This window comes from Streptomyces albidus (ex Kaewkla and Franco 2022), assembly GCF_013870515.1.
GTDB classification, from domain to species: Bacteria; Actinomycetota; Actinomycetes; order Streptomycetales; family Streptomycetaceae; genus Streptomyces; species Streptomyces albidus.
In genome coordinates, this window is the sequence record NZ_JACBXA010000074.1 from 1 (window position 1) to 22,951 (window position 22,951).

At 69.6% G+C, this 22,951-nt stretch carries 23 protein-coding genes and 2 pseudogenes; 8 read left to right on the forward strand and 17 right to left on the reverse strand.

Annotation, left to right across the window (positions count from 1 at the left end; translation table 11 throughout):
- Positions 1 to 174 precede the first annotated feature (174 nt).
- The 13 genes from H5J26_RS13870 to H5J26_RS13930 all read right to left on the reverse strand — a co-directional run bounded on the left by H5J26_RS13870 (position 175) and on the right by H5J26_RS13930 (position 10,295).
- Positions 175 to 1,830, reverse strand: a complete 1,656-nt coding sequence (locus H5J26_RS13870) for a YifB family Mg chelatase-like AAA ATPase (RefSeq protein ID WP_181766141.1) — start codon at positions 1,828 to 1,830, stop codon at positions 175 to 177.
- Positions 1,830 to 2,213: a YraN family protein gene (locus H5J26_RS13875; RefSeq protein WP_181766142.1), complete on the reverse strand. Its 384-nt coding sequence runs from the start codon at positions 2,211 to 2,213 to the stop codon at positions 1,830 to 1,832. Before H5J26_RS13875 ends, H5J26_RS13870 begins: the two co-directional genes overlap by 1 nt.
- A gap of 184 nt (positions 2,214 to 2,397) precedes the next feature.
- Positions 2,398 to 2,721 (reverse strand): DUF2469 domain-containing protein, encoded by a 324-nt coding sequence (locus H5J26_RS13880; protein ID WP_181766143.1) that lies wholly within the window; start codon positions 2,719 to 2,721, stop codon positions 2,398 to 2,400.
- 39 nt (positions 2,722 to 2,760) lie between these two features.
- Positions 2,761 to 3,489 (reverse strand): signal peptidase I, encoded by a 729-nt coding sequence (lepB, locus tag H5J26_RS13885; protein WP_181766144.1) that lies wholly within the window; start codon positions 3,487 to 3,489, stop codon positions 2,761 to 2,763.
- Positions 3,490 to 3,567: 78 nt separating this feature from the next.
- Entirely contained in the window at positions 3,568 to 4,560 is a 993-nt protein-coding gene (gene lepB / locus H5J26_RS13890) for a signal peptidase I (protein WP_181766160.1), read from the reverse strand.
- The gene (lepB, locus tag H5J26_RS13895; RefSeq protein WP_181766145.1) at positions 4,490 to 5,818 is read right to left on the reverse strand and encodes a signal peptidase I; all 1,329 of its coding nucleotides are present in this window, start codon (positions 5,816 to 5,818) and stop codon (positions 4,490 to 4,492) included. The genes lepB (H5J26_RS13890) and lepB (H5J26_RS13895) overlap by 71 nt, the downstream gene beginning before the upstream one ends.
- A complete protein-coding gene (gene lepB, locus H5J26_RS13900) occupies positions 5,811 to 6,530 on the reverse strand; it encodes a signal peptidase I (protein ID WP_181766146.1) in 720 nt (239 codons plus the stop codon). Before lepB (H5J26_RS13900) ends, lepB (H5J26_RS13895) begins: the two co-directional genes overlap by 8 nt.
- A 44-nt stretch (positions 6,531 to 6,574) precedes the next feature.
- Entirely contained in the window at positions 6,575 to 6,925 is a 351-nt protein-coding gene (gene rplS / locus H5J26_RS13905) for a 50S ribosomal protein L19 (RefSeq protein ID WP_181766147.1), read from the reverse strand.
- 134 nt (positions 6,926 to 7,059) lie between these two features.
- Positions 7,060 to 7,872 carry a tRNA (guanosine(37)-N1)-methyltransferase TrmD gene (gene trmD, locus H5J26_RS13910; RefSeq protein WP_181766148.1) on the reverse strand — a complete coding sequence of 271 codons (813 nt, stop codon included), beginning with the start codon at positions 7,870 to 7,872 and terminating at the stop codon, positions 7,060 to 7,062.
- Entirely contained in the window at positions 7,869 to 8,474 is a 606-nt protein-coding gene (gene rimM / locus H5J26_RS13915) for a ribosome maturation factor RimM (RefSeq protein WP_181766149.1), read from the reverse strand. Before rimM ends, trmD begins: the two co-directional genes overlap by 4 nt.
- A 181-nt stretch (positions 8,475 to 8,655) precedes the next feature.
- Entirely contained in the window at positions 8,656 to 8,895 is a 240-nt protein-coding gene (locus H5J26_RS13920) for an RNA-binding protein (RefSeq protein ID WP_181766150.1), read from the reverse strand.
- 2 nt (positions 8,896 to 8,897) lie between these two features.
- Positions 8,898 to 9,341 carry a 30S ribosomal protein S16 gene (gene rpsP / locus H5J26_RS13925; RefSeq protein ID WP_181766151.1) on the reverse strand — a complete coding sequence of 148 codons (444 nt, stop codon included), beginning with the start codon at positions 9,339 to 9,341 and terminating at the stop codon, positions 8,898 to 8,900.
- Between the two features lie 273 nt (positions 9,342 to 9,614).
- On the reverse strand, positions 9,615 to 10,295 hold the full coding sequence (locus H5J26_RS13930) for a hypothetical protein (protein WP_181766152.1): 681 nt from the start codon (positions 10,293 to 10,295) through the stop codon (positions 9,615 to 9,617).
- A gap of 235 nt (positions 10,296 to 10,530) precedes the next feature.
- On the opposite strand from H5J26_RS13930, the gene yhfZ reads away from it, so the two are divergent.
- The 8 genes and pseudogenes from yhfZ to H5J26_RS13970 all read left to right on the forward strand — a co-directional run bounded on the left by yhfZ (position 10,531) and on the right by H5J26_RS13970 (position 18,612).
- Positions 10,531 to 11,472: a GntR family transcriptional regulator YhfZ gene (gene yhfZ, locus H5J26_RS13935; RefSeq protein ID WP_210771317.1), complete on the forward strand. Its 942-nt coding sequence runs from the start codon at positions 10,531 to 10,533 to the stop codon at positions 11,470 to 11,472.
- Positions 11,473 to 11,705: 233 nt separating this feature from the next.
- Positions 11,706 to 12,074, forward strand: a pseudogene (locus tag H5J26_RS13940) (PRD domain-containing protein); the annotation flags it as partial.
- Positions 12,075 to 12,151: 77 nt separating this feature from the next.
- Positions 12,152 to 12,511: a DUF2620 family protein gene (locus H5J26_RS13945; protein ID WP_181766153.1), complete on the forward strand. Its 360-nt coding sequence runs from the start codon at positions 12,152 to 12,154 to the stop codon at positions 12,509 to 12,511.
- A gap of 124 nt (positions 12,512 to 12,635) precedes the next feature.
- Positions 12,636 to 14,006, forward strand: a complete 1,371-nt coding sequence (locus H5J26_RS13950) for a YhfT family protein (RefSeq protein ID WP_419183795.1) — start codon at positions 12,636 to 12,638, stop codon at positions 14,004 to 14,006.
- 158 nt (positions 14,007 to 14,164) lie between these two features.
- Positions 14,165 to 15,058, forward strand: coding sequence for a phosphotriesterase (locus H5J26_RS13955; protein ID WP_309237902.1), 894 nt, complete (start codon positions 14,165 to 14,167; stop codon positions 15,056 to 15,058).
- Position 15,059: 1 nt separating this feature from the next.
- Positions 15,060 to 16,193, forward strand: a complete 1,134-nt coding sequence (locus H5J26_RS13960; RefSeq protein WP_181766155.1) for an aminotransferase class V-fold PLP-dependent enzyme — start codon at positions 15,060 to 15,062, stop codon at positions 16,191 to 16,193.
- A gap of 2 nt (positions 16,194 to 16,195) precedes the next feature.
- Entirely contained in the window at positions 16,196 to 17,365 is a 1,170-nt protein-coding gene (locus H5J26_RS13965; RefSeq protein WP_181766156.1) for an alanine racemase, read from the forward strand.
- A 14-nt stretch (positions 17,366 to 17,379) separates the two neighbouring features.
- Positions 17,380 to 18,612 (forward strand): phosphopentomutase, encoded by a 1,233-nt coding sequence (locus H5J26_RS13970; RefSeq protein WP_181766157.1) that lies wholly within the window; start codon positions 17,380 to 17,382, stop codon positions 18,610 to 18,612.
- 116 nt (positions 18,613 to 18,728) lie between these two features.
- Here H5J26_RS13970 and H5J26_RS13975 read toward each other — a convergent pair whose 3' ends face one another.
- The 4 genes and pseudogenes from H5J26_RS13975 to H5J26_RS13990 all read right to left on the reverse strand — a co-directional run.
- The gene (locus tag H5J26_RS13975) at positions 18,729 to 20,039 is read right to left on the reverse strand and encodes a haloacid dehalogenase-like hydrolase (protein WP_181766158.1); all 1,311 of its coding nucleotides are present in this window, start codon (positions 20,037 to 20,039) and stop codon (positions 18,729 to 18,731) included.
- 212 nt (positions 20,040 to 20,251) lie between these two features.
- Positions 20,252 to 20,845: a GNAT family N-acetyltransferase gene (locus H5J26_RS13980; RefSeq protein ID WP_419183796.1), complete on the reverse strand. Its 594-nt coding sequence runs from the start codon at positions 20,843 to 20,845 to the stop codon at positions 20,252 to 20,254.
- A 32-nt stretch (positions 20,846 to 20,877) separates the two neighbouring features.
- On the reverse strand, positions 20,878 to 22,431 hold the full coding sequence (ffh, locus tag H5J26_RS13985) for a signal recognition particle protein (protein ID WP_181766159.1): 1,554 nt from the start codon (positions 22,429 to 22,431) through the stop codon (positions 20,878 to 20,880).
- A 94-nt stretch (positions 22,432 to 22,525) separates the two neighbouring features.
- Positions 22,526 to 22,951: pseudogene (locus tag H5J26_RS13990) on the reverse strand ([protein-PII] uridylyltransferase); the annotation flags it as partial.

A 22,951-nucleotide genomic window follows, 5' to 3' on the forward strand; every position in this document is an offset into this window, starting at 1 on the left:
GCACGCATCGACGTCTGGCACACCACCGCCCCGCCATCTCGTCGCCGGGCTCGACGATCCGGGTCAGTGCCGCGCGGGCGAGCTGCTCCTCGGGGTCGACCCCGCCCGGCCTCTCCTCGCCGGGCATCCTGGCCTCCGCCGCGGACTCCGGATGACGGCCTCGCCCTGCGCCCGTCATGCCGGCGCCCCCGGCCTCATCGTCGTGACAGGCAATCGCGCGCCCCGTCTGATGCCGGTACGAAGCTCCAGGGCCCAGTTGACGTCTTCCGCCGTAGGACGGTCGTGCCCCGTGAGGTCCGCGACGGTCCACGCGACGCGCAGCACCCGGTCCATCCCGCGAGCCGTGAGCAGGCCCTGCTCCATGTCCTCCTCCGCCTTGCCGAGGGCGCCCGGTTCAGCGGGCCAGCGCGTGCGAAGCTCGTGACCTGGGACGTCGCTGTTGGTCGTCCACGGCGTCTCCGCGTACCGCTGAGCGGCCCGTTCCCGCGCGGCCAGCACGCGCTCGGCGATCACCGTTGTCGTCTCCGAGGTGCCGTGCAGCCCGGTGAGTTCCGAGCGGGTGAGCGGCTTGACCGGAACCCGGAGGTCGACGCGGTCCATCAGCGGCCCCGACAGCCTCGCGCGGTATCGCCTCACGGATGAGGGACGGCATTCGCACCCTCCCCCGTTCATGCCGTGCCGCCCGCAAGGGCACGGGTTGGCCGCGAGAGCCAGGAGGAAGCGGGCAGGCATCCGCATCGTCCCGGAGGCGCGTGCCACCACGACGTGACCCGACTCGAGCGGCTGCCGCATGGCGTCGAGGACCCGGGCGCTGCACTCGGCCGCCTCGTCCAGGAAGAGCACCCCGTGGTGAGCCAGCGAGACCGCCCCCGGCCGCGGCAAGCCGGAGCCGCCGCCGATCAGGGAGGCCATGGTCGCCGAGTGGTGCGGTGCGCAGTACGGCGGGCGTGTGACCAGGGGCTGGCCCGGGGGAAGCTCCCCGGCCACCGAGTGCACGGCCGTCACCTCCAGCGACTGCTGCGCGGTCAACGGCGGGAGCAGCCCCGGAAGCCGCTCGGCCAGCATCGTCTTGCCGGCGCCTGGCGGGCCGCCGAAGAAGATGTGGTGCCGCCCCGCCGCTGCGACCTCCAGTGCCCTGCGAGCCGTGGCCTGCCCGGCCACGTCGGCCATGTCCAGCGGGTTCGCCGCCCTTCCCCCGGCGCCGCGCGCCCAGCCGCTGCCGGGGACAGCGAGCCCCACGGCTCCTCTGCCGGACCCACGCTCCTCCTCCGGGGCCCAGCCCTCCGGCACGGGGTCGGGCTCCTCCTCAGGGATCGGTTCGTCGTTCAGCAACGCGATGAGCTGTCTCAGACTCCGGACGCCCAGAACCGCCACGTCCGGCACGAGGGACGCCTCCGGCACCGCCTCCTCCGCCACCACGACCTGCCGGCACCCCGCGTCCGCCGCAGCCAGAACCGCTGGGAGGACCCCGCGCACCGGGCGCACCCGCCCGTCCAGGCCCAGCTCGCCGATCATCATCAGCCCGGCGATGGTCCGTGGATCGATACGTTCCGCAGCGCCCAGCACCGCGCAGGCCACAGCGAGATCGAACCCGCTGCCGCTCTTGGGGACCGCTGCCGGGCTCAACCCGACGGTGAGCTTCCTCTGAGGCCAGTCCGAGCCGGCGTTGACGACCGCGGCCCGCACCCTGTCCCGGCTCTCTGTGAGGCTCTTGTCGGGCAGCCCCACCAGCGTGAACGTCGCTACTCCAGGTTCGAGGTCGGCCTGGACCTCGACGACGACACCCTCAACGCCGACGAGCGCCACCGAGCACGTACGGGCGAACCCCATCAGGCCACCCCTCGCGCATGCTGGACCAGCGGACCGCCACGCTCCGGCAGTATCACGCCGACGAGGTCGATGCGGACGCCCCCGCGTGGCGGCTGCCCGTACCTGGTCAGCCAGCGTTCCGTGAGCCAGCGGGAGGCCAGCCGCCGCAGCCTGGCCGACTTCGTGGGAGTGACGGCGGCCATCGGGTGCTCGAATGTGCCGCCGCGCCCCGTTCGCCTCGTCTTGACCTCGCAGATCACCAGCGCGTCCTTGTCGCGCGCCACGATGTCCAGCTCGCCTTCGGCGCAGCGCCAGTTGCGCTCCAGCACCGCCATTCCCGCTTCACGCAGCCTCCGAGCTGCGACATCCTCGCCGTATCGGCCGAGTGCTTGTCGGGCGTTCATCCCGCACCACCTCCGTCACCGACTGTGACGGCATCCGGAGGCGGCGGATGATCATGGTGGATTTCGGGGGACAACCTGCTGACTGTGGACAACCCCATCACTCACTCGAGTGATGGCGGCGCACGAGTGAGACCGTCCAGCTTCAGGCCCGGCTCCGGTTCTCGCCGAGGCAGCCCGATCCCGCTCAGCTCTTGAAGCCGGACCCCTCCGGCAGGTCGAGCTCGCTCTTGTTGAGCTCCTCGATGTTCACGTCCTTGAAAGTCAGCACGCGCACCTGCTTCACGAAACGAGCAGGCCGGTACATGTCCCACACCCAGGCGTCGGCCATCGAGACCTCGAAGAAGACTTCGCCCTGGACCGAGTGCACCTGCATCTCGTAGTCGTTCGTGAGGTAGAAGCGCCGCTCCGTCTCGATCACGTACTTGAAGAGACCGACCACGTCCCGGTACTCCCGGTAGAGCTTCAGCTCCATCTCGGTCTCGTACTTTTCGAGGTCCTCGGCGCTCATGGCGTGTTCCCCTTCAGCCGTGCGTGCCCCCATTGTGCGTCAGCTGCGAGCGCCCCGTCCGGCCCGCCGCGCTATCGGACCGTACGCCGCACCGCCCAGGATCAGGACCGCGCCCACCACGATCGAGGCGACCAGCGGCTGCAACGGCCCGGGATCCGAGGTCCCGCCCGGCAGCGCCGTGAAACCCACGGGCTGGCTCAGCATCCCCAAGCCGCTCATGGGCCAGGCCACTGCGTCGACTCGAGCATTCACCGCGGAGCGCGGGACCGCGCCGTGGTCGCCGTCCTCCAGATGAACCCTGGAGTCGACCGAGTCCATGCGGTGATCACCGAGCATGAACAGCCTGCCCTCGGGCACCTTCGTCGTCTTGAACGGAGGCTGCGAGTCCGGGCCGGTGTCCTTCAGGTACGGCTCTTCGAGGGTCTTGCCGTTGACCGACAGCTGGCCCTGCTTGTTGCAGCAGGTGACCTTGTCGCCTCCGGTGCCGACGACGCGCTTGACCATGGGCACCGAGCCCCAGACCGAGTCCTGGAAGACGACGACGTCGCCGCGGCGTACGTCGCCGCCGTCTATGCGCTCGGCAAGCACCCTGTCGCCCGCCTTGACGGTCGGGTCCATCGAATCCGTCGGCACGGTATAGGGCTGGTACAGCAGCGCACCCCAGACGAAGGCTCCCAGGAACAGCACGCAGCCGACCGCCACGGCCAGCCCCGAAAGCGTGTGCCCGAGGCGGCCGCGACTTGTGCCAGTACGTCCAGCGTTGCCCATTCCCGCACTCCCGATCAGCTCGCCGCATCGATCTGGGCGCACCTTACCCGGGGTAGACGGTCCCAGGTACGGGGGAGGTCAGCCCTTGACCAAAGGCTGGTTGATCGCGCTGTTGAGCAGCCGCTTGCGCCGCCACAGCACGAGGGGCACAGCACCGGCCACGCCCAGAGCCGCCGGGGCGCCGGTCGCCGCCTTCGAAGCCAGACCCTTCTCGGCGAAGGTGTCCGGAACGGGCAGCGCCGACCACCGCGTCGGCGGCCAGGCCACGACGATCGCGCGGCCGACGACCTGATCGACCGGGATGGAGCCGCCGCCCTCCAGCTTCTGGTGGAAGCGGGAGTCGAGGGAGTCCTGGCGGTTGTCGCCCATGACCCAGAGCCGTCCCTCGGGCACCTTGAGCGGGCCGAAGGGCTGGTCGTCGCACGGGGTGCTCTGCGGGAAGAGGTAGGGCTCGTCGAGCGCCTTGCCGTTGACCTTGACGGAGCCGCCCCGCTTGCATTCCACGGTGTCGCCGCCGACGGCGATGACCCGCTTGATCAGGTCCTGTTCGGCTGCGGAGGGCATCAGGCCGACGAAGCTGAGCGCTTCCTGCATTGCGCCGCCGAAGCCGCTGGGCTCGGGCACCGCCGACTCGCTCAGCCAGCCGCCCGGGTCGTGGAAGACGACGACCTCGCCGTGCTTCGGCTCGGATCCGAACCAGGGCGTCAGCTTGTCGACGAGCACACGGTCGCCGATCTGCAGCGTGTTCTGCATCGAGTTCGACGGGATCGAGAACGCCTGTACCAGGAACGTCTTGATCAGCAGCGCCAGTACCAGCGCGATACCGACCAGCATCGGCAGTTCCCTCAGGAAGGACCGCTGCTTCCGCTCGCTGCGCCGCCCGTGCTCACTTCTGGTGCCGTCTTCCGCACCCGTGCTCACGCTGATGTCACTGCCCTTCTCCGCGGTCGACGGCGCGTCACGCGCCGCGAGGTGTTCATCAGTTCCGATAGCGGATGCGTCAGGACTCTTGCCTTCCGCTCCGCCCCTGTCCTCGCCGTCGCCGGAACCGGAACGAGCGCCGACCGCCAAGTCCCCCACAATCACTCCTCACAATCCACTGCCGCCTTCCCGACAACCGGGACAGGCCCACGACTCCCATAACGAGCGGGAGTTCCGCAGGGATCGGGAATTGCGTCACTCGGTTGTTCGCGCCGGCCGGAGCGGCTGCCGACGCCCCCTTCGCCGAGGGCACGGAGGCGTACGCCTCGGAATCCTCGAGCTTCCCCCAATGGTCGAACGGCCAGGCGATCACCACGGCACGGCCCAGGACGAGTTCTTCGGGAACGCTCCCGTCTCCCTTGTCCTTCAAGTGGTAACGGGAGTCCGCGGAGTTGGAGCGATGGTCCCCCAGGACGAACACGCGCCCGATGGGCACCGTGACGTCGAACTTGATCTGGGAGGGCTGGTTGCCCGGATGAATGTACGGCTCGTCGATGGCCTTGCCGTTGACCGTCATCTTGCCTTGCTCGTCACAGCACTTGACCCTGTCGCCGCCCACCCCGACGACTCGCTTGATCAGGTCCTGCTCGTTGTCCGAGGGGAGCAGGCCGATGAACGTCATGAACTGCTTGCTCTGCTTGATCCCGACGGGGTCTTCCTTGCGCTGCTCGCTCGCCGGCAGCCAGCCGCCCGGGTCCTTGAAGACGACGACGTCGCCGCGCTCGGGCTTCGTTCCGAACCAGGGCGTCAACTTGTCGACCAGCACGCGGTCACCGATGCGGATCGTCTGCTCCATCGAACCGGACGGAATCACGAACGCCTGCACGAGGAAGGTCTTGAGGACCAGCGCGATGAACAGCGCGACACCGATGAGGATCGGTATCTCCTTGGTGATCGACAGTCGTCTGCGCCGCTTGGCACGCTGCGCGGCCCGTCGCCGCTGCGCACGTCCACCGCTGGGCCCCGTCGGGATACCGAGCTTCTCGTCCCTCGTGACACGACCGGCCAGGGTGGCCGAACGCGAACTCAGGGCACCGAGCGCCATGGTCTCACCGACGTCGCCCACTGGAGGCACGACCGGAGGCGGCTGGTTCGCGGGTGCCGGGGCGGGACCGCGTGCCGTGACGGTGGCGGAGGAACGCCCGAAGTAGTCGAACGGCTCGCTGTAGCCGTAGCCCCCATTGCCGTTGGCACCGTCGCCGTTCGCGCCGTTGCCGTTCCCGCCGGCTTGGCCGTTGCCGTTGGGTGCGCCGTACTCGTACCGGGTGCGCCGTTGGGGAGCCGGAGGGCGGGATCCGTCCTCGTCCTTGGGGCGGCCCTCGTAGATCGGGCCCAGGCGGTCAGCCATGAGCACCTCCCCCGGCACCGACGACGGAGCTCCAGCGCTTCATCGGCCAGGCGATCCCGTCCGCGCGCCCGATGACCCGTTCCACGGGGACGGTGCCACCGCCCGGATCACCGAGGTGGTCCCGGGAGTCGCTGGAATCGGAACGGTGATCACCCATCACCCACAACCGTCCTGGCGGAACCTCGATGTCGAACGGCACAGCTGACGGGTCGTCACCGTCGTGCAGATAACCCTCGTCCAGCGGATCACCGTTCACCTCGATCCTTCCGCGCTTGTCGCAGCAGCGGACATGGTCCCCGCCGACACCGATCACACGCTTTACGTAGTCCGTCTCCGACGGTCTCATCAAGCCGACCGCCGCACCGGCCTTACGCACGAAGCCGGTCACCCGATTCCCGTTCGTCTCCTCCCCGTTCACGAACGATTCCGTGCCGTCAAAGACCACAACGTCTCCGCGTCCCGGAGAGTTGCCGATTCTGTAGGCCAACTTGTTGACCAGCACGCGGTCACCGACCTCCAGAGTGGGGGTCATAGAGGAAGACGGAATGAGAAAAGGCTGCACTACGAAAGCGCTGACCAGCAATAGCACACCGAGCAGGGAGGCGACCCCCAGATACACGCGAGCGGAGCGTGACCAGCGCCTCCGCCCCTTCACGGGTTCGGAGACGCGGTCGCGCTCCGCATCGTCCTGCTGCTGTGCATCGGTGTCCATCGCGGGCGCAAGCCTAGCCGCCCTCAGGACCGCCTACAGCGCGATCAGTTCTCGCGCTTCTCCTTGATCTTGGCGGCCTTGCCGCGGAGCTCACGCAGGTAGTACAGCTTGGCGCGACGGACGTCACCGCGGGTCACGACCTCGATCTTCTCCACGATCGGGGTGTGCACGGGGAAGGTGCGCTCGACGCCGACGCCGAAGCTGACCTTGCGGACGGTGAAGGTCTCGCGGATGCCACCGCCCTGGCGGCGGATGACGACACCCTTGAACTGCTGCACACGCGAGCGATTGCCCTCGATGACTCGCACGTGGACGTTGACCGTGTCACCGGGGCGGAAGGCGGGGACGTCGTCGCGCAGGGATCCGGCGTCGACCTGGTCGAGAAGCTGAGACATGACCGTCTGCTTTCCTCGCTGATGCCACAGGCCATCAGCGGAATGATCGTGATGCTTGATTCGGAGGGCCCCACTCTCCCCGCGGGCGTCGGTCCCCCTGTGGCAGGGTCGCGCGCCGGGTGTGGAGCAGCGGCCTATTCTTCCACGGCGTCCTCGGTCGGCCAAAATCGGCCGTCCTCACCCTCGCTCCAGCCCAGCTTCGCCAGGGTCGCGCGGTCGTGCTTGTCGAGGACCGCGGGGTCGCACCGTGCGATGAGATCGGGGCGGTGTGCGCTCGTACGGGCCAGGGCCTCGTCTCTGCGCCAGCGGGCGACGCGGCCGTGGTGGCCGCTGAGCAGCACCTCCGGGATGCCGCGCCCCCGCCATTCCGGCGGCTTCGTGTAGACCGGGCCCTCGAGCAGGTCCGCCATGGCTCCCGCCGCGAAGGAGTCGTCGCGATGCGACTCGGCGTTGCCGAGGACTCCGGGCAGCAGCCGTGCGACGGCCTCGACCATGACCAGTACGGGCGCCTCGCCGCCGGCGAGCACGTAGTCGCCGATCGAGACCTCGCGTACGTCCAGCCGCTCCCCGTACTCCTCGATGACGCGCCGGTCGATGCCCTCGTAGCGTGCCGGTGTGAAGACGAGCCACGGCTCGGCGGAGAGCTCGACGGCGAGTTCCTGGCCGAAGGGACGGCCGCTGGGCGTGGGCACGACCAGCACGGGGGTCCGGGTCTCGTCGGACCCGATGATCTCGTCGAGGGCCTCACCCCAGGGCTCGGGCTTCATGACCATGCCCGGGCCGCCGCCGTAGGGGGTGTCGTCGACGGTGTTGTGCCTGTCGTGCGTCCACTCGCGCAGGTCGTGCACGCGCACGTCGAGCAGGCCGCGGGTGCGGGCCTTTCCGACGAGCGAGACGTTCAGCGGCTCCAGGTACTCCGGGAAGATGGTGACGACGTCGATCCTCACGGGGCGTCGTCCCCTGCTGCCTCTCCTGCCGCGTCCCCGTCGGACTTCACCGGTCCGCCGCCCGCGTCACCTCGCGTACGGGCGGCCGAAGCGGACTCGTCGAGCAGCCCGGGCGGCGGGTCGACGACGATCCGCTGAGCCTCGATGTCGACCTCGGGCACGATCTCGGTGACGAACGGGATGAGTGCCTCGCTGCCGTCCTCGCGCTTGACCACGAGCAGATCCTGCCCGGGCGGGTGCGCCACCTCCTCGACGCGGCCGACGCTCACACCGTCAGTGGTGATCACATCGAGGTCGATCAGCTGGTGGTCGTAGAACTCGTCGGGGTCTTCCGGCACTTCGTCCGGATCGACTTCGGCGATGAGCAGTGTGTTGCGCAGCGCCTCCGCAGCGCCCCGGTCGTGCACGCCGTCGAAGCGCAGCAGGAGCCGGCCGCTGTGCACGCGGCCGCGCTCGATGGTCAGCGGTCCGGCGGTGGCGGGGTCCGTGGCGAGCACGGCGCCCGGCGCGAGCCTCAACTCCGGCTCGTCCGTGCGCACTTCCACCGTGACTTCGCCCTTGATGCCGTGTGCGCGGCCGATACGTGCGACGACTAGCTGCACTGTGCTTCTCCGTGCTCGACCTGTCCGTGAGGCCCTTGCTGATTTCGATGCCGGCCCTGCTGTCCGGCAGCTGCAGCTGCGTGAGCTGCCACGCCCCCGCGTGCCGCAGCACCCGTACGCGAACACGGGCCGGAGACGGTCAGTGCCGTCCCCGGCCCGTGCCGGTGCTGCATGGTGCGGCTCAGCGGACCTGGTCCACGTCGACGAGGTCGACGCGGACACCACGGCCGCCGAGAGCACTTACGACGGTGCGCAGAGCGCGCGCGGTGCGGCCACTGCGGCCGATCACCTTGCCGAGGTCGTCAGGGTGGACCCGGACCTCGAGCACGCTCCCGCGACGAAGAGTGCGGGAGGCGACCTGTACCTCGTCGGGGTTGTCGACGATGCCCTTCACCAAGTGCTCGAGGGCCTCCTCGAGCATGCTCAGGCCCCGGTCGACTCGGTGGAGGACTCAGCCTTGTCGGCCTCGTCTGCCTTCTTGTCGGCCTTCTTGGCCTTCTTGGTGATCGCTTCGCCCTTGGGCTCGTCAGCCGACTCCTTGGCCGCAGCCTCGAAGAGGACCTTCTTGTCGGCCTTGGGCTCGGCGACCTTCATCGGCTCGGGGGCCGGCAGACCCTTGAACTTCTGCCAGTCACCGGTGACCTTGAGGATGGCCGCGACAGGCTCGGTCGGCTGTGCGCCGACACCCAGCCAGTACTGGACGCGCTCCGAGTCGACCTCGATGCGCGAAGGGTTCTGCACCGGGTGGTAGAGCCCGATCTCCTCGATGGCACGGCCGTCACGGCGCGTGCGGGAGTCGGCCACGATGATGCGGTAGTGCGGCGAACGGATCTTGCCCAGTCGCTTCAGCTTGATCTTGACTGCCACTGCTGTGGTGTCTCCTGGTCTTGACGTGGGTGGACACTGCGGGTGGCCACGTGGGGTTGTGGTACCCGGATGTCCGATGGACGCGTCAGCCGGAGGAGAGAGGGGTCCTGTACGACTGTCGAGTACAGCGCACCATGATGCCACACGTGCCCCGGTCGGCCGAACGTGGCCACCGGGGCCGCTCACGGCTCACATGCGCACGTGACGATGACGTGCACGACGTGCCCTGACGGGAACGGACGATGCTGGACCGCCCGCCCCGCCGGGGCGCGCTCATGCGGCGCCGGCGACCGCCTCGACCCTTTCGGCGGAACTGACTGACTCCGCGGCGGGGTCGGGGATACGGAACTGCTTGCCGCAGGCTCCGCACATGATCGGCGCCTGGGCCAGGACGGACGGGACCACGCGGACGTTGCGCCCGCAGTCACAGACGGCCTTGACCCGCACACCGCCACCGGACGAACCGTGCCGGGCTGCCGGACCGCGGAAGCTGTTTCCCGTGTCCGTCTCGGTCGCTGCGCTGTACGCCTTCAGCGCACGCTGAAGGCGTTCGATCGTCGGGCGATAGCGCCGTCTTGTCTCGGGAGAGGGCGTCACGAGGGAGAAACCGCTGCTTGGATGCGGCTCTTCAGGGTGAACCAGGCCCAACTCCTCGGAGATCGCGAGGAATCTGCGGTTGTGATAGCGGCCCGCACGGGAGGTGTCGCGGATGCCGCGCGCGGCGGCGATTCCGTGAACTGCCTCGTGCAGCAGCCTTTCGAAGGAGAGCCCCGCGCCACAGGCGGACGAGGACTCTCCGATCAGTGATTCGGGAGCGGCGAGATCCGGCAGCTCGGAGTGGTGCCTTTGAATATCGGCCCACGCGGCTGCCAGCTCGGCGGCGAGGACTGGTGGTGTCGTGCTCACGTCGTGCTCAACGAGTCGGACCGCCTCAGTGTTCCGATTCCGGGACAACCTAAATAATTTGCACGTACCGGTCAGTCCCTACCGAGGTTCCCGCAGTGGGGCGGGTGTGCTGAAGCGGGGAGAACCCGCCCAGCCGGGATCAAGCCGGATGTACCTCCGGATAGCCCCGCCCGGTGGCGATCGGTACACCTGGGTGACCATACAGACATACCCTCGGGTCGCATTCACCGGGGTATCCCCCCGAACGTTGGCAATATCCAGGATTCTGGATATTATCCCCCGCATGATCAGCGGTGCCGACGAGCGCTTTCTCACCCGTAACGGCATGGCCGCGCGTCAGTTGGCCGCGCTGCTGCTGAATCACGACGCGGACACCCGGCTTCCACGGCTGCGCGACTTCGCAGGTGAACTGAAAGTCGGCAACGGAACGGTTCAGGCGGGGTTGCAGCTCCTGGAAGAGGCAGGTGCCGTCGAGACGAGGGCACGGGGTCATCTCGGCACGTTCCTCGTACGGGCGGACCGCGCCGTTCTCTGGCGGATGGCCGGCCTCGGCACCCTCCTCGCGGCGATGCCACTGCCGTACTCCCACCGCTACGAAGGCCTCGCCACCGGGCTCAGGGCGGCCTTCGAGGAAGCGGGATCCCCGTTCGCCATCACGTTCATGCGGGGTGCGTCCACGCGGCTGGCCGCGCTGCTCGAGGGCAAGGTCGACCTCGTCGTCCTCTCACGATTCGCCGCCGACCGCCTCGCCAGTGACCACCCGGTCGAACTGGTCGCCGACCTGGGCGCGGAGACGTACGTGGGGTCGCACGGGCTGCTGCTGCGACGCGGCGTCGCGCTGGAGACGAAGGGCCTGCGCGTCGCGGTGGATTCCTCGTCGGAGGACCTGCGGATGCTGGCCGCCCAGGCGTTCGCGGGCCGTGACGACGTGGAGTGGATCGAGTCGTCGTACATGCAGCTGCGCGGACTCTTCGCGCGTGAGCGCGTGGACGCGACCGTCTGGAACCTCGACGAGGTGAGCGATCACCTCGGCCCCGACGTCGAAGTTCTGCCGCTGGGCGAGGAGATCACCCGCGAGCTGGCCCTGCGGAACTCCAGCGCGGCTCTGATCGCCCGCACGGAGGGCGCCGGCGCACTCGAAGCGGTGCGCGCCTGGCTGAACTTCGATCTCGTCACCAAGCTTCAGGGCGAGGTTCTGCGCGGCGAGCGCGTCCCGCTGTACTGATCTCTGCGGCCGCACTCCTCGCTTCGGAGGCCTCGCGCCCGCTTCCACGGCGCCTCCGCGCGGTTTTCCTCGGCCGCACCGCGGCCACTTCTTCGGTCGCTCCGCGGCAGCTTCTTCGACCGTCCCGCACCCGGCAGTACGTCCCCCGAAGAAAGCGTCACCAGGGGTCTCCTCAAAAAGCAGAATCCTGATTATTGTCGTGGCCGGTGATCGTGCCGCGGAAGGACGTGCCCATGGAGGAGAAACTCGCCCTCCGGATTCAGCTGTTCCGGGAGACCGGTCAAGTGCGGGCAGAAGTCGCCGAGTTCGTCGAGGACGAGCTCGAAAGCCTGGCCGCGTCCGGCCGTACGGTCGCGGAGGACACCGCGGGCATGCTCACCAGCCATCTGATGATGGCCCTCACCAGACTCGTCGACGGCGAGGCTATCGAGGAGTTTCCGACGGACGAGAGCGTCGCGGCCGAACTGGCGGAGCGGCCCGAGGCCGTGGAGCGCGCCGGTCAGATCGCCGTACGGGCGCAGCGGACCCTGGGCGCTCTCCTCCCCCGCTCCGAGATCAACTTCCTGGCCATGCACCTGGCCGTACTGGACCAGCGCTCCCCCGTCGGCACAGCAGTGCGCGCTTCGCCGGGCACGGACACCGGTGGCGATACGGACGAACAGCAGAAGGAAGAGCAGCCGTGACGAAGATCCTCACCGGCGGTGTCGCCAAGGCCCAAGTCGCCGAAGAGCTCGCGGAACTGGACATCGGCGGCCTGGAGGTCACCGTCTCCAACGACATGGAGGCTGCGATGAAGCTCCGCGCCGGCCAGGCCGACTTCTACATCGGCACCTGCTACACCGGGGCGGGCGCCTCCCTGGGGCTGCTGCTGGGTGTGCTGGGCAGCGGCACCTGTCACACCTTCGGGCGCGGCATCCCCACCGTGCAGGAAGTCACCGAACTCATCGACGGCGGCAAGAAGGTCTTCGGGTTCGGCATGGACCAGATCTCAGCGACCCTCCCCGTGATCGCCCATGCCATCGCGGCACGCAGCTCCTGACAGCACGGCCCGGGGCCGTCGCTCCGGGCCGTGCCGCCAGTTCGTACGGCCGTACCGCTCGTACCGGCCACCCATGGCGTGACCTGACGCCACCTGAATCCCCCGGGCCCAAAGGAGCAGCCCTGTGAGCACACTTCTGGCCGGCGCGGTGAGCGCGGGCAGTCAGAGCCTCGACTTCTCAGTCGCGCAGAAGATCACCGTCATCGTCCTGTGCGCGCTGACGGCGTTCATATCCCACCTGGCGCTGGCCGTCTTCAACGACGGCGTCCGGCCCTTCATGCTCGACTTCATCCAGGGGCGCAGCACGCGCAACGCGACGACAGCGGTGTCGTTCGGGCTGTCCGCCGGGTTCATCTTCGGTCTGGGCGCGCCGATGGCGCTCTCCACCGGAGTGCTCAACCCCTGGCTGCTCTTCCTGCCGACGGACGTGCTCGGCATCCTCTCGCCGAAGAAGTGGATCGCCCCGCTGCTGGGCGGGGCCTGGGGCGCGGTCGTCATCTTCGGGCTCAACGGGGCGAACGACGTCGCACACGAACTCCCCGTCGACTTCCTGACCGCCATGCAGCAGATGGCGACGCCGATCCTCTTCCTCTTCACCCTCTTCCCGGTGCTGGCGATCACGAGGCAGTTCGGGCGGCTCCGCGGTGGCATCGCCGGTGTCGTCGAACTCGCTCTGGTGATCATGACCATGAAGCTGTGGCCCGACGTGTTCCCCGGAGCCGCGGCCATGGCGGTGGGCGTCGTGATGCTGATCGGTTTCGCCATAGCCAAGGACGTACATCAGCGGCGCGCGGACCGGGAGAAGGCGACCGAGACCGGTGAGGAGGCGAGCACGTCGGAGGTCCCCGATGACGATCCGATGCACTCGCTCTTCAGCGCGAGCGCCGCGCGGCTGCGGCGCCACCTGCCGCTGTTCATGGTGCTCGGTGCGGGCGTCTGCCTGCTCGCGCAGATGCACGTCTTCGGCGGCGGCGAAGCCACGAGCTTCCTGATAGCCAAGGGCGACTACTCCGGTGCCGCACAGGTGGACTTCTACCGGGTGTTCGGCTTCATACCCCTGATCGCCACGACCGCGCTCGCCTCCGGCGCGTACGCCATCGCGGGGTTCACCTTCGTCTACCCCATCGGTTATCTGCTGCCGAGCCCGTGGCTGGCACTCCTGGCCGGCGCTGTGGTGTTCGCTCTCGAGGTGCTGGCGCTGTCCTGGATCGGGAAGATGCTCGGCAAGCTGCCGTCGGTCCGCGACTCCTCCGAGCATCTGCGCAGCGCGATCAGCGAAAGCCTCTGGCTGGCCATCCTGTTCGGGTCGCTGATGGCCGCCAACACCATGGGCGGCGGACTCGGCATCCTCATCGTCGGCGGCCTCTACCTGCTGAACGAGGCCATGGGACGGGTCGTGGTGCGGATGGCCGCGGCGCCGGCGGCCGTGCTCGTAGGAGGTGTGGTCCTCAATCTCCTTTACTGGCTGGACCTGTTCACGCCGGTCAAGAGCTGACCGGCGGGATCGTCGCGTACGGCCGGAAAGGCACCAGCACCATGCACGAGCCGCACAGCCCGCAGCCGTCGGCCCCTCCTCCCGCGCCCCCTGGCGCATCCGAGTCACCGTCCGCCGCGCGACTGCGGACGGTCAGAGGGACGCTGGATGCGACGTCGGTGACGGGGCCGGTCCTCGCCCATGAGCATCTTGCTCTTGACCTCTCCCGGGAGGCGGACCCGAGAGCCGTCCTCGGCCGCGCCCACCGTGAGCAGGTCACGGCCGAACTGGCCGCGCTGCGCGAGGAGTACGGCCTCTCACTCGTCGTCGAGCTGACCTGCCGCGGCATGGGACGCGACGCGGCAGCGCTGGCGGAGGTCTCCGAACGGTCGGGCGTCGCGGTCGTCGCCGCCACGGGCTGGTACTACGAGGAGTTCCATCCCCCCGAGGTGGCGAGCGCCGGCGCCGCGGAGCTGGAAGAGGTTCTGGTCCGGGAGATCGAGACCGGGCTCGACTCCACGGGCGTACGGCCCGGCGTCATCGGTGAGGTCGGCAGCCACGGCGATGCGCCGAACGAAGCGGAGGCACGTACGCTCACCGCCGCTGCACGTGCAGCGGCGGCGACCGGTCTGTCCCTGGCCACGCACGCCCAGTTGGGCCGAGGCGGCCTCGTGCAACTCGATCTGCTGACGGCTGCCGGGCTGCCGCCACACCGTGTGAGCGTCGGGCACCAGGATCTGCTGGACTCCCCCGCCGTACACCGTGAACTGGCGGCGGCGGGCGCCTACGTGGCCTTCGACACCGTCGGCAAGGAGAGCTACCAGAGCGACGAGACACGACTGCGGCTGCTGCTGTCTCTGCTGGACGCCGGGCACGCGGAACGCGTGCTGCTCAGCTGCGACGTCTCGCGGTACGGCTATCTGCGCAGCGAGGGCGGTGAGGGCTACGGGCACCTCTTCCGGTCCTTCCTGCCGCAGGTCCGTGCGGCAGGAGCCGACGACGATCTGATCGATCTGCTGACCCGCCGGAACCCGCTGCGCTTCCTGACGGGCGCGGACGCCGAGGAGGTGTGACATGAGCGCGCATCTGCCGCAGACGTTCCCGCTGCCCACGGTTCCGCTCGAGGACGCGGTGGGCCGGCAGTCCCGCCTCATGGAGTGCACAGCACGGCACTTCGAGGGGCAGCAGCTCTTCGAGGCGGACGCGGGTGTCGTACCGGGGCTGGGCAGACCGCGTACGACAGCGCGGGTGGAAGCCGTACTGGCCGACTACTTCGGTGCGGAGGCAGCCGCCCTCGTGCAGGGAGCCGGCACCGGAGCCATCCGTGCCGCGCTCGGCGCGGTGCTGGACGCGGGCGAGGAACTGCTCATCCACAGCGCGCCCGTCTACCGCACCACTGCGAGCACGCTGCGCGGACTGGGCGTACGCACCGTCGAGGCCGACTTCAACGACCGGGACGGGCTCGAACAGGCGCTGGCCACAGGACGCTTCCGCTACGCCTACGTGCAGCACACCCGGCAGCGACTCGGGGACTCCTACGATCCGGGCGAGGTGCTGTCCGTCTGCCGGGCGGCCGGCGTGCGCGCAGTCGTCGACGACAACTACGCCGCCTTCCGGGTGCCCGCGTGCGGGGTCGAACTCGGCGCGGAGGCTTCCTGCTTCTCGCTCTTCAAGCTGCACGGCCCTGAAGGCGTCGGCGTGGTGGTCGGCTCATCCGAACTGGTCGGAGGAGTCCGTGCCGAGAACTACTCGGGCGGCGGCCAGGTACAGGGCCACCAGGCGCTCGACGCCCTGCGCGCGCTCACGCACGTACCGGTGATGTGGGCGCTGCAGTCGCGGGCGGGCGCGGAGATCGCCGAACGGCTGGCCGCGGGCGAAGTGCCCGGTGTGGTGGAGGCACGCCTCGCCAATGTGCAGGACCGCTGTGTGCTGGCGCGTCTGGACCGCCCGCTCGCCCGCGAACTGCCCGCCGTCGCCGCGCGGTACGGCGCCGCTCCGTACCCGGTGGGCTCCAACTCCCGCTACGAGATCGCGCCACTCGTCTACCGCATGTCGAGTTCGACCCTCGACGACGCACCCGCCTTGGCCGACTGGACGGTGCGCATCAACCCGATGCGGGCCGGAGCCGGCCTCGTCGTGGACATCCTCCGCAGGGCGATCGAGGACCTGTACGCCGCGCACGACCAGACCGCCGCCGGGAAGGACTGAACTTGTTCCTCGACACCGTCCTGGCCCGCAACCCCGAGCTGGCAGAGGCAGCCGCCGCGCTGCACCGCGACGGCGCGATTCCGCCGGACACCTACGTCGTCGACCGTGACGCCGTCGAGGCGAACGCCGAGCTGATGGCTCAGGCCGCCGAACGGCACGGCCTGGGGCTGTGGTTCGTCGTCAAGCAGTTCGGCCGCAACCCCGAACTGATCCGGGCCGTCGCCCGCCACCTGCCGAGGTTCGCGGCCATCGACGCTCCGGAGGCGCGCGCGCTGCATGCGGCGGGCGCCCGCGCGGGCAACCTCGGTCATCTGGTGCAGATCCCTCGGCGCGCGCTCCCGGAGATGCTCGCGTGGCGTCCGGAGGCGGTCACCGTCTTCGACATCGGCAACGCCCGCGCCGTGTCCGAGGAGGCGCACCAGCTCGGCTTCGTGCAGGACGTCCTCATACGCATGGCAGGCGCGCCCGACACGGTCTACCCCGGGCAGGAAGGCGGGGTTCCGCTGGAGGAGCTGGAGAGCTTCGCGTCCGACGCGGAGACGTTGCCGGGCATACGCGTCGCCGGAGTGACCGGCTTCCCCTGCCTGCTGTGCGACCCGGCCACGGGCACACCGCAGCCCACGAAGACGTTCACGGTGCTGCGGGAGGCGCGAGCGCTGCTCGCGGCACGCGGACACTCCGGGCTGAAGCTGAGCGCGCCCAGCGCCACCTCGACGGCGACGCTGCCGCTGCTCGCCGAACTGGGCGCCACACACGGCGAACCAGGCCACGCGCTGACCGGGACGACGCCGCTGCACGCCCTGGATCCGCATCAGCCGGAGCGGCCCGGCTACGTCTACGTCACCGAGGTCGCCCACACCCTCGCCGACGGCCGGCCGGCGCTCCACGGCGGCGGGTTCTATCCCCGCGCGGGCATCAAGGACGCACTGCTGCACCGCACGGGACTGCGGCTGCACGTGCACGAGATGCCGGCCGAGAACATCGACTACTACCGGCTGCTGTCCTCACCGCCCCCGGGCGGAGCAGCTGTGCGTACGGGCGACACCGCCGTACTGGCCTTCCGTACGCAGATGTTCGTCACCCGGAGCAACGTCGCCGTCGTGTCGGGCCTGTCCTCGGGCACGCCGTCGCTGACCGGACTTCACGACGCACTCGGCCGAGCACTCCGATAGGCGGACCGGAACAGATGAACAGATGCGTGATCGTCGTCGTGGACGGGCTGGGCATCGGCGCGATGCCCGACGCGGGCGAGCTCCGTCCAGGCGACCGGGCCGCCGACACCCTCGGGCACGTGCTCGACCGCTGCCGTGCCTCGCGAAGCAGGCCGCTGCGGCTGCCCGCCTTCGGCGCCCTCGGACTCGGCGTGCTGCACCCCCACCCCGATCTGACCGGCCGTACGGCGCTGCCCGTCGCGCTCTGCCGCGCCCGCCTCGGCTATCCCGGAGCGGACACCTATGCGGGCCACCAGACGATGATGGGCGCCGACTTCAGCAAGGTCACCGTCGCGCGTCTCGGCGAGCGGCTGGCGGAGGTCACCGACGCCCTCGAGCAGGCTGGGCACACCGTCGAACTGCTGGACGGCGAGCCGCTGCCTGTGGTCGACGGACGCGTGCTCGTGCACGACAACCTGGAGGCCGATCCGGGCATCAACTGGAACGCTTCGGGGCGCCTGGAGGAGCTGCCGTTCGAGCGGATCCTCGCGGTCGCCCGCACGGTGCGGGCGGTGGCGCCGGTCGCCCGCGTGATCGCGGTCGGCGGCCACTCCGAGCATCCGCTGTCCGCGTCCGTACGGAACGGTGACGGCGGCACGGTCGGGCTGGACACCCCGGCCACCGGCTTCTACCGCAACGGCGGGCTGCAGGTGCAGCACCTGGGCGCACCCATGGATCACACCCGGCAGCTCCCGGAGCTGGCCGCTCGTGCAGGCGTCGCGGTGACGCTGACCGGCAAGGCCGCCGACATCCTGGCATGCGAGAGCGCTCTGCGCCGCCCCGCGGTGGTGACGGACGAGGTGCTGGAGCACACGCTGTCGGCCGTACGGAACGCACGAAGCACGGAGCAGGGCGCACTGGTCGTCGCGAACGTCCAGGAGACCGACCTGGCCGGGCACCAGCAGGACGCCCCGCGATTCGGCGCCGTACTCGAGCAGACCGACGCCGGACTCGCCGCGCTGCTGGAGGAGTTGGACCGTCCCGGCGACCGGCTGATCGTCACCGGTGACCACGGGAACGACCCGACCATCGGGCACGCCAACCACACCCGTGAGTACGTGCCCGTGCTGATTCACCGCCCGGATGGCGAGAGAGTGGCACGTCTGCCGGACGCAGAGGGCCTGGCGGACGTGGGCGCGACAGCTGCACGCTTCCTCGGCCTCGATCCGGGCGGACTCGCGGGCGGCTCACCCCTGTTGCCGCACTGACACCGCAAGCCGGACGCACCGCGGCCCGCGAGGCACCCTCATCGGGTGCGCCCGCGGGCCGGGAGCTTCGACGCTCAGTCGGGCCGCTCAGTCGGGATCTCTCAGCCTGATACCGCTCAGCCGAAGACGCGGTCCTGCTGGTCGGGAACGATGCTGCCGTCGAGGCGGCGCACCGCGGAGAGCGAGCCGTCCTCGTTGATGTACCCGGAGGTGGCGCACGGGTAGGCGGTGGTCCTTCGCGGCAGCGGCTCGATGAACATCGGGTTGATCACCCAGCGGCCGTCCGCGTTGTCGTAGGCACGGCACATGACCTCGTCCTGGTTGCGGTTGAGGATGAGGTGCGAGCCCGTGGCGTCGCCCACGAAGGTGACGTCGGTGTTGGCGTCGCCGCCGCCCAGCGCGATGCGGTGCTTCGCGTCCTGCCGCTCCCAGGCGTCGGGGCCCTTGATCCCGTAGATGTCCTGGTTGATCCAGCAGCGCTTTCCGTCGATGTAAGGGATCGTCTCGCCCTGGCTGGCGGGCTCGCCCCCGCAGCCCTCGTTGAACGTCGTGATGCGTCCCTTCTTCAGGACGCTGCGGATGGCGATGGTGTGCTCGGCGTCGATGCCCACACCGCGGGCCCACACCTCGGCCGCGTACTCGACTCCCGCCGAGACGATGTAGACGTCGAAGCCGGCGCGCTGCAGCGTACGGATCAGGTCCCGCTGCTGGGGGTAGTAGCGCACGTACGCCGGGACGGAGTGCGTGCCCACCTTCATCTTGCTGCCCACCGGAGCGGCGAGGCTCTGAACCCGGCCCTTCTCCGCGTACTCGCCGACCTGCTCGGGCGTGTGTCCGGCGAACAGCTGCGCGACCCAGGCGTACTCCGGCACCGTGCGGCGGTGGTTCCAGTCACCGGCGAAGGCCGGGGCGCCGCTCATGGTCTGCGCCTCCGCACGGATCTCGAAGATCTCGTCGGTGCAGTCGGTGTCCTTGGACGTGGGCAGCGGGCGGCCGACGGGTACGGCGGTGCCGCATGCCTTCGTCAGCGCCCGGTCGGCCTCGGGTGTGAGCCACTTGCTGGTGTCGCTCCAGCTCTTGGGGCGGAGGATCTTGTCGTGCTTGAGGGCCCAGGCCAGCGTGATGTCCGTGGTGTCGTTCTTGACGACGGTGTTGTCCCAGTCGAAAGCGGCGACCGGACGGGAGTGCCCGCCGCGCTCCGCGTGCCCGCACAGGCCGCGCTCGTCGATCATGCGCTGGAGCTTGGCGCGGTTGTGGCCGTACCACTCCAGCTTCTTCGACAGCTGCGGGCAGTCTCCGCGCGCGACGGCGCCGAGGCCGCCCGCAGCGTCCGTCGCACCGGTTGCTGCGGCGGCGGGGAGTGGGGCCGCGACCATGACGGCAGCCGCGGCGAGGCCGAGTACGGCCAGCACGGATCGGTTACGCATAGGGCTCTCTCCGGTCTGCGAGGAGGGGGCGGCCCCTCGCTCCCGTACTGCTCGTGAGCGCGCAGACCGCACCAGTGACGTGCACAGTACATCTATCACCTGGCGACACGTCAGATGCTCGTCCGTCAGAAGGCAGGGAGGCCCATGAGAGAACCCGGGGCACCGGCCTCAAGGAGGCAGCCTCCGGAGGAACGGCCGGCTCAGCGACCGGCTCAGCCCTGCCCCTGCTCCTGGGGCTGCTGCCCCCGCTCCTGCCCGCCGTCCCGGCGCAGCCGCTCACTCAGCGCCGACATCGCCTCCGGCCACTCCTCGGCCGTCATAGCGAACCGCTCGTGGTCGCGCCAGGCGTCGTTGAGAAAGAGCATCCGAGGGGAGAAACCCTCGTGCCGGAAGCCCATCCGACGCGCCATGGCGGCGGAGCGGTCGTTCTCCGGCTGGACGTTGATCTCCAGACGGTGCAGCCCCAGCCCCTGCGGAGCGCTCTCGAAGCAGCGGTCGACGATCAGCTGCATGCCCTCGGTCATGCGTCCGGTGCCCGCGTAGGGCACGTAACTGTCGTAGCCGAGGGAGCCGTTGCAGAAGCGGCCGCGGACGATGTTCGCCACGTTGACCCGGCCGACCAGCCCGTCGTCCTCGCTGTCGAAGATCATGAAGCTTCGCAGTGCGGGGCCCTGACGCCGCAGCAGGTCGGGGAGGCCGTCGGGCTCCACCGGGTTCCACGGGCTGAGGTGATCGACCGAGCGAAGGACCGCCTCGCGGTAGACGGCGTCGTCGGCAGGCTGCGGGGGCCGGATGTATACGCGCATGAACGACATCATCCGCCCCCGCGCCCGATGGTTCACTTCGGGGGCAGCATGTCCTTGAACTCCTGAGGCAGTTCGAAGTCCTCGGGGGCCTGCCCCGCGCCCGCACCGCCGAAGGCACCGCCCTGGCCGTCGGCCTTGCGCTGGGCCGCGGCCTGCTCCTCCTGCTTGCGCTTCATCGGGTTGCCCGACTGGCGCTTGCCCTTGGCCTTCTTCTGCTGCTTGGCCTTCTTCTTCCCGGCACCGCCCATGCCCGGCATCCCGGGCATTCCCGGCATGCCGCCGCCCTGCGCCATCCGGGACATCATCTTGCGGGCCTCGAAGAAGCGCTCCACCAGGTTCTTCACAGCGCTGACGTCCACACCGGAGCCGCGTGCGATACGAGCACGGCGCGAGCCGTTGATCACAGTGGGCTCGGCACGCTCCGCCGGCGTCATCGACTTGATGATCGCGGCGGTACGGTCCACCTCGCGCTCGTCCAGATCGTTGATCTGGTCCTTCATCTGGCCCATGCCGGGCATCATGCCGAGCAGCTTGGAGATCGAGCCCATCTTGCGGACCTGCTCCATCTGCGCCAGGAAGTCGTCGAGCGTGAACTCCTTCGGCCCCTTCTGCAGCTTCGCGGCCATTTTCTCGGCCTCTTGCTGGCTGAAGGTCTGCTCGGCCTTCTCGATGAGGGTGAGCATGTCGCCCATGCCGAGGATGCGGGACGCCATGCGGTCCGGGTGGAACGCGTCGAAGTCGTCCAGCTTCTCGCCGTTGGAGGCGAAGATGATCTGTTTGCCCGTGACCTTGGCGACCGAGAGGGCGGCGCCGCCGCGTGCGTCGCCGTCGAGCTTCGAGAGCACCACGCCGTCGAAGCCGACACCGTCGCGGAAGGCCTCCGCGGTGGTGACCGCGTCCTGGCCGATCATCGCGTCGACGACGAAGAGCACCTCGTCGGGACTGACCGCGTCCCGGATGTCGGCGGCCTGCCGCATCAGCTCCTCGTCGATGCCGAGACGGCCTGCGGTGTCGACGACGACCACGTCGTGCTGCTTCTCGCGGGCGTGTGCGACGGAGTCCTGGGCGACCTTCACCGGGTCGCCCACCCCGTTGCCCGGCTCCGGCGCGAAGACGGCGACGCCCGCCCGTTCGGCGACGACCGAGAGCTGGTTGACGGCGTTGGGACGCTGGAGGTCACACGCGACGAGCAGCGGCGCGTGCCCCTGCTGCTTGAGCCACCGGCCGAGCTTTCCGGCGAGCGTCGTCTTACCCGAACCCTGAAGACCGGCCAGCATGATGACGGTCGGCGGGTTCTTCGCGTGGCGGAGGCGACGGGTCTCGCCACCGAGGATGCCGATGAGCTCCTCGTTGACGATCTTGATGACCTGCTGTGCGGGGTTGAGCGCCTGGGAGACCTCGGCCCCGACGGCACGCTCCTTCACCTGCTTGATGAATTCGCGGACGACGGGGAGGGCGACGTCCGCCTCCAGCAGGGCGATACGGATCTCGCGTGCCGTGGCGTCGATGTCCGCCTCGGACAAGCGGCCCTTGCCGCGAAGGTTCTTGAAGGTCGCTGCGAGGCGATCGGAGAGAGTGTCGAACACGGCGGTCGCGGGTCCTTCGCGTCTGGGTACTGGGGTTCAAGTCGGCAGTCGGCCTCCCAGGGTATCCGTCCGCCCGGACTCCGGTCAGGTCCGGTCAGCGACCGGCCGCCGCTCCCCGCTCGTCCTCCGGCGCACGTCCCAGCTCCCGTTGCAGCTCACGGGCGAGCCCTGCCGCCTCGGACGACGGCAGCGGCCCGCCGTCGGCCCCTGTGACGTAGAAGGCGTCGACCGCGTTGGAGCCGAGTGTGCTGACGTGCGCGCTGCGCACCAGCACGCCCGCCCCCTCCAGGGCACGTCCGATGCGGTACAGCAGCCCCGGTGCGTCCTGTGCCCTCACCTCCAGCACCGTGGCCAGCTTCGAACTGCCGGGTGCGACGGTGACCCGGGGGGGCGGCGACAGGGTGCGGCGGCGAGGCCTGCGATAGGCCGCCTCGCGCTCCGCGAGCCGGGACGCGATGCGGAGTGAGCCCTCGAGAGCACGGACCAGGTCGGCGCGCAGCCGGCTGGCCAGCGGCAGCGA